Here is a 12,955-nt window from a genome sequence, read left to right as displayed (position 1 = left end):
TCATACGACCAGAGATTGACCCCTCCGAGCCGAAGAGCCCGACCAACATCCCCGTCCCCGACGTGATCTGCCTGCGGAAGGAAGCGAAACTGACCGTCTGGATGGACGGCTCGGTCTGTCTTTTCAGATCGCGAAATCCCCGGATCGAATGGGCACCCGTGGCCGACAACTCATCGGCATCGGTTCCCGATTCGAGCGGACCAACACCGTCTCAATCTCGGTTGCCCTCGGACAGGAGGTCCTTGAGCGGCGCAACCTCGACCACCGCGTTCAGGTTGAGCGGGCCGTGGAGGTGCGGGTACTTTTCCTCGGAGTCGGGGGGGCTCTCCCACTTCAGCGGCGAGGTCAGCTTCGCCGGGTCGACTCGTAGGACGATGAGCCCGGTCCGCCCCTTGTAGAACGTCTCGACGACCCAAGACAATTGCTTCGGTGTCGCGAGGTGAATGAATCCCTCGGTCGCCAGCGTATCGCCCCTGTACCCGCCCTCGGCCCGGGCTTTATCCCACTCCGGTCGAGTCGTGATGCGCAGGACCTCGCCGGGCGTCTGCACCTGCTCCCCCGGCTTCAACTCCCGGATGCGAATGTTCCGCCAGCGGACCTGGTACGGCCCCTCGCCCTTCGGGATGCCGTGGACCTGGAGGCCGACGAAGCCGGACTGATCCAGATCATCGGTGAAGTCGGAGGCGGGCTCCCCGTTGATCCAGGAACGGTAGCGGTTGCCCTGGACGACGATGCGGTATCGGTTCCAGCCGTCGTCGGCGAAGGCGTCCTTCGCCTCGGGCTTGATCTCAGCCAACCACTTCCCCCGACGACCCTCGTCGTAGAACCGAGCCGCCGTGCCGGTTTCTTTGCGGGCGACCTCGCATTGCGGGCCGAAGACCACCCCCGCCTTCCGCCGCTCCTCGGGATCGGGGGCATCCTTGCCGTAGACGTGGCTGCGAACCTGGATGCCGGAGTTCAGCCGGGGGTCGCACTTGACCTCCAACTCCAGCACGAAATCCTTGAAGTCGCCCTTGCAGAGAAATGTGTTCGGGCTCCCCTCCACGGTCGTGCCGACGATCGAACCGTCCTCGACCTGATAATCCGCCTTGCCGCCATTGACCGTCCAGGAGTCGAGCGTCTTGCCGTCGAAGAGCGACACCCAGCCCTCTCCATCGGCGGCCGCTCCGTGTCCGGGCGCCGGCGTGATGAGGGCGATGGCGAGGAGCGAGAGGAGACGCAGGCGCTTCGTCATGGTTGGGAGCACCTTCCAGGGGCGGGCCATCGGTCTGGGCAGGTTTTCACCGATTGTCACCGGCCCTGCTCACGGCGTCAAATCGGCGGCTATCTGCAAATTTTCGCCCGCGGATCAACCTGGAAGTCGTCGTTACTGCCCTGGTCCACCCCCGGATCCGATGGTTTGGATACGCATAGGGGATAGGTGGCAGCCGATCATACGGAACCGCGTCATTCACAAACTCCGACAAGACCTCCGGTGAAGCCCGGAAAAATGGGAGGCTGCCTGGGTCTTGCCAGGGCCTGTCAGGTGAACCGGCCCAATGATCCGTTAAGATCATGGGTCGTTTGCGGAACGCCGGCACTGCCCGGCCTGAAGAAGTCACCGGGGCGAATCGCATCGATGGAAACCTGGCTGCTGGACTATCTCCAGAGGATCCTGACCGCTCGCGTTTACGATGTCGCGGTGGAAACACCCCTTGAGCTTGCGAGAAAGCTCTCGGACCGGCTCGGGAATCGGGCGTGGCTGAAGCGCGAGGATACCCAGCCGGTCTTCAGCTTCAAGCTCCGCGGGGCCTACAACAAGATGGCCCGCCTCTCGCCCGCGGAACTGGACTGTGGGGTCATCTGCGCATCGGCGGGCAATCACGCCCAGGGCGTCGCCCTCAGCGCAAAACGGCTCGGATGCCGTGCCGTCATTGTCATGCCCCAGACGACGCCCCGGTTGAAGTCCGACGCCGTGCGCTCGCTCGGGGGCGAGGTGGTGCTGCACGGCGACAGCTACTCGGACGCCTATCTCCACGCCCGGCAGCTACAGGAGCGGCACGGATATACATTCGTGCATCCGTTCGACGACCCGGACGTCATCGCCGGCCAGGGGACCGTCGGCATGGAGGTCCTACGCCAGCACCAGCGACCGATCCACGCCGTATTCGTTGCCATCGGCGGCGGAGGCCTCATCTCGGGCGTCGCCGCTTACATCAAGGCCGTGAGGCCGGAGATCAAGGTCATCGGGGTGCAGATGACCGATTCGGACGCGATGATCCGCTCCGTGAAGGCCGGAGAACGCATCACGCTCCAGGATGTCGGCCTGTTCTCCGACGGGACGGCCGTGAAGCAGGTGGGCGAGGAGACGTTCCGCCTGACTCGCGCCCTGGTCGATGAGTTCATCGTCGTCGACACCGATGCGGTTTGCGCCGCGATCAAGGACGTCTTCGAGGACACGAGGAGCATCCTCGAACCGGCAGGGGCGATGGGTGTCGCGGCAATGAAGCAGTACGTCGCGGCGAACGGGCTGAGAGACGAATCGCTGGTGGCGATCACCTGCGGTGCCAACATGAACTTCGATCGGCTCCGCTTCGTCGCCGAGCGTGCCGAGGTCGGCGAGGAGCGCGAGGCCCTGTTCGCGGTCACAATTCCCGAGGAGCGGGGGAGCTTCCGGCGGCTTTGCGAGATCATCGGCGGTCGCAATCTGACGGAGTTCAGCTACCGGATCTCGGACGAGCGGGAGGCACACGTGTTCGTCGGCCTCGCGACGAGTAACCGATCGGAAGCCACCGAAATCCTCCGCGCGTTCGCCGAGCACCGTTTCGCCGCGATAGACCTCGTCGGCGACGAACTCTCGAAGGAGCATATCCGATACATGGTCGGCGGACGAAGCCGTCTCGCCCATGACGAGCGGCTCTACCGCTTCCAGTTCCCGGAACGGCCGGGCGCCCTGATGCGGTTCTTGTCGAGCATGCACCCGGATTGGAACATCAGCCTGTTCCACTATCGCAACCAAGGCGCGGATTACGGACGCATCCTGGTCGGAATCCAGGTCTCATCCGACGAGAACGCCGACTTCCGAGCGTTTCTAGAGACCCTGGCCTATCCCTACGTCGAGGAAACGGAGAACCCCGTCTATCGCATCTTCCTTCGATGAGCGAGCGTTCGTGCAGACCGCCGAAGTTAGACCGACCCCACGAACATGGCAATCGGGGGCATGTCAGCAAGGTCTACATGTGACCGTGATCGAGCCGCCAACATTCAGCGGCTCTGTCAAACCTGCGATTTCACAGAACGAGCGATTATGCGATTGAGCCAAGATCGCGCCAGACGACTGTCAAGGTGAGCACTTCCCGTGGAGTTGGCACCGCCCACAGCTGGGGCTCGCAACCCTCAATGACGAGAACCGGCCGAGGTGATCGCCTCGGCCGATTCTCGATCCGGTGGATGTGTCAGACAGGCGTCATTCCGGCTTCAGGATGAGCACGCCCAGCGGCGGCAGCGTCAGGGGGAGGTGATAGGGCCGACCGGCAACCTCACCTTCCACGGCGTCGACCCCGCCCTGGTTGCCCACGTTCGACCCGCTGTAGAACCCCGAGTCGGTGTTGAGTAACTCCCTGTAAGTCCCCGCCCTGGGCACGCCCACGCGATAACCGACCCGCACGACCGGCGTGAAGTTGCAGACGACGACAACGAAGTCCTGCGTGTCCTTGGCCCTCCGGAGGAAGGCCATCACGCTGTTCTCCGAGTCGTGCAGCTCCAGCCACTCGAACCCGTTCCAGTTGAAGTCCACCTCGTGCAGCGACGGCTCGCGCTTGTAGATCGCGTTCAGGTCGCAGATCAGGCGCAAGATCCCCTGGTGGTCGTCCCACTGGAGCAGGTGCCAGTCCAGGCTTTTTTGATGTGACCACTCCTCGCGCTGGGCGAACTCGTCGCCCATGAAGAGGAGCTTCTTGCCGGGGTGGGCGAACATATACCCATACAACAGGCGGAGGTTGGCGAACTTCTGCCAGTCGTCGCCCGGCATCTTGGAGACGAGCGACGACTTGCCGTGCACGACCTCGTCGTGCGACATCGGCAGCATGAAGTTCTCATTGAACGCGTAGATCATGCTGAACGTCAGCATCGAGTGATGGAACTTGCGGTGGATCGGGTCGTGCTCGAAGTAGGAGAGGGTGTCGTTCATCCAGCCCATGTTCCATTTCAGGCTGAAGCCCAGCCCGTCGAGATACACGGGGCGCGACACGCCCGGCCAGCTCGTCGACTCCTCGGCGATGGTCAGGACCCCCGGGTGCTCCAGGTGGCAGACCTCGTTGAGCTTGCGCAGGAAGTCGATCGCCTCCAGGTTCTCTCGGCCGCCGAATTTGTTCGGCACCCAATCGCCGGGCTCGCGCGAATAGTCGAGGTAGAGCATCGAGGCGACCGCGTCCACGCGGATGCCGTCGATGTGGTACTTCTCCATCCAGAAGAGGGCGTTGCCGAAGAGGTAATTGCGCACCTCGGCCCGGCCGTAATTGAAGATCTTCGTCCCCCAGTCGCGATGCTCGCCGAGCCTGGGGTCTTCGTGCTCGTACAGGTGCGTGCCGTCGAAGAAGCCGAGCCCGTGGATATCGCGCGGGAAGTGCGCGGGAACCCAGTCGAGGATCACGCCGTAGCCCGCCTGGTGCAGGCGATCGACGAACTCGCGAAACTCGTCGGGCGTTCCGTAGCGCGCCGTGGGGGCGAAGTAACCGACCGGCTGATAGCCCCAGCTCCCGTCGAACGGGTACTCGGTGATCGGCATCAGCTCGACGTGAGTGAACCCGGTATGCCCCAGATACTCGATCAGGTGGTCGGCCATCTCGAGATAGGTGAGGAAGCGATCCCCTTCCTCGGCGACGCGCTTCCAGGACCCGAGGTGGATCTCGTAGATGGAGATCGGCGCGTCGAGACCCTGGCGGACGAGGCGCTCCTCCATCCAGGTTTCATCACGCCAGGTGTAATGGTTGAGGTCCCAGACCCTCGACGCCGTCTTGGGCCGCATCTCGGCGTAGAATCCGTAAGGGTCGGCCTTCTGGACGAGGTAGCCGTTGACCCGGCTCTTGATCTCGAACTTGTAGACCTCGCCCTCGACCAAGTCGGGGATGAAGAGCTCCCAGAGCCCCGCAGCGCCCCGGCTCCTCATGGTGTGGCGGCGGCCGTCCCAGTGATTGAAGTCGCCGATGATGCTGACCCGCTCGGCGTTGGGCGCCCAGACGGCGAAGTGGACCCCGCGGAACCCTTCGTGGGAAATCAGGTGCGCACCCAATCGCTCAAAGTTGCGATAGTGCGTACCCTCGCCGAGCAAGTGCACGTCCAGGTCGCCCATCACGGGGCCGAACTGGTAGGGGTCGACAAACTCCCAGGTGTGGCCGTCGTGATTCTCGACCGCCAGGCGGTAGGGGAATCGGGCCGAGTCATCGACCGCCACGTCAACGAAAAAGCCGTCGGGGTGGAGCCGTTGCATCGGCCGGCGAATGCCCGGCTCGCCATCGCGCAGGTCGACCAGCCAGGCCTTGGAGGCCTCGGGCAGGAACGCACGAGTGACGACCGTCTTGCCCGACTTGCCGCCGACCTCGTGCTGTCCCAGCACTGAGAACGGATCCCAGTGCGCCGCGTGCACGATGAGGTCGATCTCTTCGGGGGAGGTTGCAGGTCCGGGAGGGGTCATCAATGACATCGTGTAGGCACTCGCTTGATCGGACCACCGGGCCTGCCAATTTCGGGAGAGTCAGGTTCTCTCTAGAAACTATTATGCCCGAAGCCGTGGCCGAGCGCGTAAATTGCCCGCGTCCCCCCGCCGTGGTGGTCCGGCGCGGGGCTGCGGGCAACGACCGAGTCGATCGGATTCAGATTAGTTCCTTGATCGGCGCCCCGCCGTCGACCACCTTCATCGGCCGGCCGCGCGGGGTGGTGTACTCGGTGGCCAGGTTGATGCCCATGGTCTTGGTCATCGTGGCGATGACGTCCATGACGCCCACGGGGCGGTCGGTCACGTCCACGCCGTCGGCGTCGGTGGAGCCGATGACCTGGCCTCCCTTGAGGCCGCCGCCGCCCATCACCATCGACCACGAGCGCGACCAGTGGTCCCGGCCGCCGTCCTGGTTGATCCTGGGCGTCCGGCCGAACTCGCCCATCCAGACGACCATCGTGTTCTCCAGCATCCCCGACGCCGCAAGGTCCTCGACCAGCGCGCCCATCCCCTTGTCCAGCTCGGGCATCAGACGCTCGGAAAGGGTCTCGAAGGCATTCTGGTGGGTGTCCCAGCCGCCCAGGGAGACCTCGACGTAGGTGACGCCCGTCTCGACCAGCTTGCGGGCCATCAGGCAGCCGGCGCCGAACGAATTCTTGCCGTACCGCTCCTTCACCGCGTCGGTCTCGCTGTCCAGGCTCAGCGACTTGGTGTGGCGGGAGCTCATCATCCGGAAGGTCTTGTCGTAGACCGACCTGTGGTCGATCGCCGCCTGACCCCTGCGCTGGCTGGCGAAGTTGTTCTCCACCAGCTTGAGCATCTCGAACCGTCGGCCCATCCGGTCGGCGTCGACCCCGGCCGGGGGTCTCAGATTGGCCACGGGTGCGGTCGGGTTCTGGACCATGAATGGCGAGTGGCCCATCCCCAGGAAGCCCGCGCTCTGGCCCGGCGAGTTGATCGAGATGCAGTGCGGCAGGTCGAACTTGTCGAGCTTCGAGCCGAGCTCATACGAGCAGACGGAGCCGAAGCCCGCGTGCACCACCGTCGGGTTGGGCGCCCAGCCGGTATGCATCATGTACGTGCCTCGGTCGTGGTTGCCTTCCTTCGAGTCCAGCGACCGGATGATGCTCAGGTGCTTCATCTGCTTGGCGACCGTGGGCAGGTGCTCGCTGATTTGCACCCCTTGCGCCGAGGTCGCGATCGGCTTGAACGGCCCGCCATTGCCTTTCGGGCTGTCGGGCTTCAGGTCCCAGAGGTCCAGGTGGCTGGGGCCGCCGCTCATCCATAAGACGATGCAGTGTTTCTGGTTGCGCGCCGCCTGCTGCGCGTTGGTCTGGAGCGCGCCGGCGAACTGGATGGCCGGCAAGGCCATCGCGGAGGTCGCCAGGTGGCCCATGAAGTGCCGCCGGCTCATGCCGCTCGGTACGATCAGTCGGTCCGATCCGCCCATGCCCCATGCCCCTTTCGGCGTCGCGTCCTGTCAGCGATTCAGGATGAACTCGTTCGAGTTGAGCAAGGCCCAGAACATGTCTTCCATGACCGCGATCGTGTCGGGGAAGTTCCCCAGGAATCCGCGGCCCATCGACATCTCCTTGGGCGTCGGCGTCCGGCCCAGCGCGGCCAGATAGAGCTGGTTGACGATATATGCGTCCGCGGACGCCTCGTTCTGCAAGGCCGCACGTTCCTTCAGGTCGCCCAGGAAGCTCCCCGACTTACCGCCGACGGCCTTCGCCATCAGGTCGCCGTTCATCATCATCAGGGCTTGCGGAATCGTCCCCTGGAAGCTCGACCCTTCGTCCCCCTCGTCGGTCGAGAAGGCGAACTCGAACTGGCGATACCAGTCGGCTCGCAGCCTGTCGTTGTCGCCGGTCCCCCCCGCTTTCTGCGCCGAGGTGGCCATCAAAAGCGAGTCGAACAGTTGCTCGGGGTTCATCGGCTTCAGCGTCATGTGCGAGAAGAGGGTCTCGTCCTTCTCATTGTTGGGGATCGTGGCGCTGGTCAGGTTGTACGTCTGGGTCGATGCGATCCGCCGGATCAGGGCCTTGATGTCGTAGCCCCCCGCGATGAACTCGTCGCCCAGCTTGTCCAGCAGCTCGGGGTGGCTGGGCGGATTGTGCGGCCCGAAGTCGTCCAGGGGATGCACGAATCCGCGGCCCATCAGGTGGCCCCAGATCCGGTTGACGAACGCCTTGGAGAAGTCGCGGTTCGACTTGTCGGTGATGAAGTTGCCCAGCGACTCGCGACGGTCGACGTCCGCGTCCTGGCTGATCTTCTTTCCGTCGAGGAACGTCGGGAAGACGATCCGGATCTCGGCGTTCCGGCGCTCGAAGGTCGAGTAAGCGTCGGTCCGCTCCTCGATCAACTCGTACTCGTCCTCGACTGTGGCGCCATTCTCGTCGGTCCTGGGGATCGGTTTCGGTGGCTTCAGGCCCTTGAAGAAGGCGTTGATCCCCCAGAAATCGGCCTGCTTCCAGTCGTTCGACGGGTGGTCGTGGCACTGGGTGCACTGGATCTGCTGGCCGAGGAAGACCCGGGTGGTGATCGACGTCAGCGGCACCTTCTCGAATTCGAGATGCGCCAGCGTGAAGTTGACCGCCCCGTTCTGCTTGTTCGACCCCTTGGCCACGATCAACTCGCGGGCCACCTCGTTCCAGGGCTTGTTCTCGGCGAACTGCCTTCGCAGCCAGGTCTTCAAGGCGACCCGGTCCACCGTCCGCTCCTGTCGGTTGCGACCGATCAGCAGCACCGACCACTGGTTGGCGAAGTTCTGGGCGTAGTCGGGGTGCTCAAGCAGATAATCGACTAATTTGGCCCGCTTGGCCGGTTCCTTCGATTCCAGGAACGCCGTGGCCTCGCGGATATTGGGGATCCGGCCCAACAGGTCGAGATAGGCCCGGCGCATGAACTCGGAGTCGGGCGCCACCCTGGACGGCTTGATCTTGGACTCATCCCAGGCCTCCCGGATCATCCGGTCGATCTCGTCCTCGGGCCCCGCCTCTTTTGCCTTCGCAGACGCGGGCGGCTTGGCCCGGGCACGGCCGCGGCCCGACTGCGCATCGGCTTCGGGACAGACCACGCCCCAGGCGAGCGCGAATCCGGCCAGCCCCAGCAACCAACGAGGGTGACGACTCGGTCGCATTGACGGGCTCCTGACTCGCGGCTGAGGCCGGAACGGACGTGCGAGGGCGCCGGCCTGGCTCGCGGACCCTCGTCCTAGAAATGTACGCTGCCGATCATCTTCCGGTCAATGAAAATGCCACCGGCCATCCATGGATGTGCCCGGCCGGTGCGTCGGCACCTCATGGAACGACCAAGGGCCGGCCGGGTGAATGACCCGGCCGGCCCTTAAAGGTCGATTGTCGGTGTCGTTGCGTCAGGCGCTCTCGCGCTGAAAGTGGATCTCGTGCAGCTTGCGGAACAAGGGGGAGGTCCGTCGCAGCTCGGCCTCGGTGCCCACCGCGTCGATCTTCCCGCCGTTCATCAGCACGATCCGGTCGGCGAACTGGAGCGAGCTCAGGCTGTGGGTGATCAGGAACGTCGTGCGGCCCCGGGAGAATTCCTCGATCGCCTTGCGGATCAGGGCCTCGTCCTGGATATCCACGGCGCTGGTGGCCTCGTCCAGGATCAGGATCGCGGGGTCACGCAGCATCGCCCTGGCCAGCGCGATCCGCTGCCTCTGGCCGCCCGACAGCCCGGCCCCTCGGGCCCCGACCATCGTCTCGTACCCCTCGGGCATCGCCGAGATGAACTGGTGGGCGTACGACCTTTTGGCCGCGTCGATGATCTCGTCGCGGGTCGCGTCACGCCGCCCGTAGGCGATGTTGTTCGCCACCGTATCCTCGAACAGGATCGTCTCCTGGAGCACCACGGCCACCTGGCCTCGCAGGCTCCTCGGGTGGATGTCCCGGACGTCGTGGCCGTCGATCCGGATCGAGCCGCCGGTGACGTCGTAGAACCGTGGGATCAGGTTCATCAGGGTGGACTTGCCGCAGCCGTTGGGACCCACCAGCGCGATCGTCTCGCCGTGCTTGACGTTCAGGCTGAGGCCCCTCAGGACCGGCTCGCCCTGGTCATACCGGAACGCGACGTCTTCGAACTCGATGCCCCGCAGGTGCCTGCCCATCCGAACCGAGCCCGGCCTGGTCTTCACCTCGGGCTCGCGGTCCATCAGGACGCAAATCCGGTCGGCGGCCGCCGCGGCACGCTGGATCTTCGAGTGCACGTTGGCCATCTTCCGCACCGGGTCGGAGATGCCCGCCAGCGTCACGTAGAAGTAGAGCAGGTCCTCGATCGCGGGCGGCTTGTTGGCGAGTTGGAGCTTGATGAACCCCAGGTCCAGGAACGTCGTCCGCCGGAGCACCAGGTAGGAGCCCGCCAGCAGCGCGATGCTCACCGTCGTCAGGGCGAGCTGTTCGAGGACCGGGTCGGACATCGCGTCGATCGTCGCCACCCGCACGGCCTTCTTGTAGAGCGCCTTCGTCTCCAGGAAGAACCGCCGCCGCTCGCGTCGTTCGGTGGTGTACGCCTTCACCACGCTGATCCCCTGGAAGGTCTCCTGGAGGATCTTGTAGATGTTGGACATGCTCTCCAGAGACTTCCGGACGGCACGCTTCATCACCCGCCCGGCGCGATTGGCCGTCGCCACCGAGATCGGCAGCACGACCAGGGCCAGTAGCGTCAGCCGCCAGTTCAGCCAGAGCGCGATCCCCAGGCAGTTGAGCGCCCGCAAGGGCTCGCGGATCACCCGGCCCAGGACCGTGCTCAAGCCCTGGCCCACCGACTCCATGTCGTTGGTGAACCTGGCGATCAGGTCGGCCGAGTTCTGCTTCGAGAAGTGGGCCAGGTCGAGCGCCATCGTCCGTCGGTAGAATTTGTTGCGGATATCGAACAGGCAGAGCTGCACGATGTCGGCAACCAGAACTTCCTGGAAGAAGAGGAAGAGCCCCTTCAGCGCGACGCTGGCCATCACCACGCCGATGATCAGAAGAAGCGTCCGGAAGGCGTCATCCGGCAGGTAGCGCTGGATGAATGGCTGGCACCACTGATAGCGCCTCAGCCAGGTCTCGGCATCGGCCTTGTCGTGATTGAGCTTGTCCCGACGGGTCTCGATGTCCGAATGGTCGCCGTCCTCGGTCTTCTTCGCCGACCGCTTCAGCTCGTCGAGTCGGGCCTCGATCACGGCGAACGCGCGCTTCCTGGCGTTCAGCTGCGCGATCTCGCCCACCGTTGCTTCGACCAGCGCCGGCGGCTGCGGGCCGATCAGGTCGATGCCGCTCACGTCGTCGCGAAGCCCATCAGAGAGGGCTTCGTGCTCGGCCCTGACCGTCTGGAAGTGATCCGACAACTCGTCCCGGCGGTTTGCCGCCGACAGACGCGTGATGTTGTCCAGCTCTTCCAGGCGTCCACTCAGCCGGGCGCGCTCCAGCTCGCTGGAGTCGATCTGGTCGTTGATCCAGATCTGGCAATTCTGGTTGTAGAAGAGAATCTTCATCAGCGGCAGGGCCACGCTGAGATTCGCCCCCCAGAGCAGACCCACCAGCATCGCGCAAAAGAGCGAGAGAGCGAACCTGACTCGGTAGGGCCAGGAGAACCGCACGAGGCGGGCGAAATTCTTCATGATTGGCCAGCGCCCAAGACGGGGAAACCCTTGAGCCTCCATGCCCCCCATCCCAGCGTAAACGCCATCCGGGGGTCGGGTTGCTCGACCTTCTAACACCAACTCGGCGTTTCGCCAACCCGACTTCCACCGACCTAGGACCCAATTCGCCCGACTCCTGCCCAGGCCCCGTCCTCTCCCGCACCATCCCTCGAAACCATTCGACCCACCCCGCTCGTACTCCAATCTTCGCGGCGTCCTTCTCGAAGACTCGAAGGAACAACTGCCCGAGAACGCGACCCTTTGGGATCGGATGCGTGGTCGCGATGATGAATACGCCTAATGATGGCAGCCGTTTCGACAGAACGCGATTCAACGTGCAGCCCCCCGATTGTGGAAGGGGGAGAACGTCGGACGATTCGCGAAATCGAGGACCGGCCGCGCCGCGGCACAGATCTCTGTCGCGACGGCCAGGCCTTCCAACGGAGCCCGCCAGATGAATTCACGCGCTGTCGCAACCCCGTCGTGTCGCGGACTCGCTTCGTTTGCGCTCGTCGCGGCCCTCCTCTTCGTCGTCACCTCACACGCTTCGGGAGAGGGCGTGGCGCTCGAAGAAGTCGCGCGTGACTATGCGACGAGTCACAACTTTCACGGGACGATCCTGGTCGAGCGTCGGGGAGTGACGCTCTTCCACCGGAGCTTCGGGCTCGCCGACCGCGAGTTCGACATCCCCGTCCAGGACGACACGAAATTCCGTATCGCGTCGATCACCAAGGCCTTCACGTCGGTGCTGATCCTCCAGCTCAATGAGCAGGGGAAGCTCGACCTGAATGCCCCCTTCGGCACCTACCTCCCGCGCCATTCTGGCCCGGGGGCCGGCGCGATCACGATCCACCATCTCCTGAACCACACATCGGGCCTGGCGAATTATGACACCTTGTTGACGGACGAGGAGGCCGGGAAGAAAGGCCTGGAACTCTACCAGTTGCCCCACACGACCGAACAGCTCCTCGACGAACTCGCCCGGGGCAAGCCCGTCAACGAACCCGGGAAGAAATTCGACTATAACAATGCCGACTATGTGATCCTGGGCAAGGTGATCGAGGCCCTCGATGGCAGGCCCTACGAAGTCGTGCTCGCGGATCGGATCCTGACCCCGCTCGGGATGTCCGATTCGGGGATGATCCATCACGGCAAGATCACCAAGAAGCTCGCGAGGACCTACTGGCGGCCGAAGGGGTCTGAGGAACTGACGAACGACTGGCCGATGTATCCCGAGAATTGGTACGCCGCCGGCGCCATGTATTCGACAGCGACCGACCTCAAGAAGTTCGCCGATGCCCTCTTCGGCGGAATACTCCTGAAGCCCGACTCACTCGACCGGATGCTGAAGCCGGGCCTGGACAATTATGGATACGGGGCTTGGGTCAGGGGCCTGGACGTCGGCGGGAAGCCGGACAAGGTCTTCGAGCGATATGGCAGCATCCAGGGTGCGAATAGCCTCCTTTCCCATCGGATGGACGCGGACATCACCGTGATCTTGCTGAGCAACACCAACATGACGGATCTGGGTGAATTCTCGTCCCGACTGGGCGACGCGGCCGCCTCGCACGCGAAGGATTGAGCCGGCCGCGCCTCGCTTAACGCGAGGAACTGCACAGCTGGCA

Annotated in this window: 7 protein-coding genes; 2 read left to right on the top strand and 5 right to left on the bottom strand. The window is 64.2% G+C overall.

What is annotated here, in order from left to right; genetic code table 11:
- Nucleotides 1-211: 211 nt before the first annotated feature.
- Nucleotides 212-1,234 carry a DUF952 domain-containing protein gene (locus tag EP7_RS23505; protein WP_463524611.1) on the bottom strand — a complete coding sequence of 341 codons (1,023 nt, stop codon included), beginning with the start codon at nt 1,232-1,234 and terminating at the stop codon, nt 212-214.
- Nucleotides 1,235-1,618: 384 nt separating this feature from the next.
- Here EP7_RS23505 and ilvA point away from each other — a divergent pair, with 384 nt between their 5' ends.
- Nucleotides 1,619-3,139: a threonine ammonia-lyase, biosynthetic gene (gene ilvA, locus EP7_RS23500; protein WP_463524609.1), complete on the top strand. Its 1,521-nt coding sequence runs from the start codon at nt 1,619-1,621 to the stop codon at nt 3,137-3,139.
- Nucleotides 3,140-3,445: 306 nt separating this feature from the next.
- On the opposite strand, the gene glgB is transcribed toward ilvA, so the two are convergent.
- From glgB to EP7_RS23480, 4 genes are all read right to left on the bottom strand, one after another.
- Nucleotides 3,446-5,680, bottom strand: a complete 2,235-nt coding sequence (glgB, locus tag EP7_RS23495) for a 1,4-alpha-glucan branching protein GlgB (RefSeq protein WP_463524608.1) — start codon at nt 5,678-5,680, stop codon at nt 3,446-3,448.
- Nucleotides 5,681-5,849: 169 nt separating this feature from the next.
- Nucleotides 5,850-7,142 (bottom strand): DUF1501 domain-containing protein, encoded by a 1,293-nt coding sequence (locus tag EP7_RS23490; RefSeq protein WP_463524606.1) that lies wholly within the window; start codon nt 7,140-7,142, stop codon nt 5,850-5,852.
- Nucleotides 7,143-7,172: 30 nt separating this feature from the next.
- Nucleotides 7,173-8,831: a DUF1549 and DUF1553 domain-containing protein gene (locus EP7_RS23485; protein WP_463524605.1), complete on the bottom strand. Its 1,659-nt coding sequence runs from the start codon at nt 8,829-8,831 to the stop codon at nt 7,173-7,175.
- A gap of 234 nt (nt 8,832-9,065) precedes the next feature.
- Nucleotides 9,066-11,309 (bottom strand): ABC transporter ATP-binding protein, encoded by a 2,244-nt coding sequence (locus tag EP7_RS23480; protein WP_463524604.1) that lies wholly within the window; start codon nt 11,307-11,309, stop codon nt 9,066-9,068.
- Between the two features lie 475 nt (nt 11,310-11,784).
- Here EP7_RS23480 and EP7_RS23475 point away from each other — a divergent pair, with 475 nt between their 5' ends.
- Nucleotides 11,785-12,912 (top strand): serine hydrolase domain-containing protein, encoded by a 1,128-nt coding sequence (locus tag EP7_RS23475; protein ID WP_463524602.1) that lies wholly within the window; start codon nt 11,785-11,787, stop codon nt 12,910-12,912.
- Nucleotides 12,913-12,955: the final 43 nt, after the last annotated feature.

The organism is Isosphaeraceae bacterium EP7 (assembly GCA_038400315.1).
Taxonomy (GTDB): domain Bacteria; phylum Planctomycetota; class Planctomycetia; order Isosphaerales; family Isosphaeraceae; genus EP7.
This window is presented reverse-complemented; position numbering and strand designations above follow the sequence as displayed.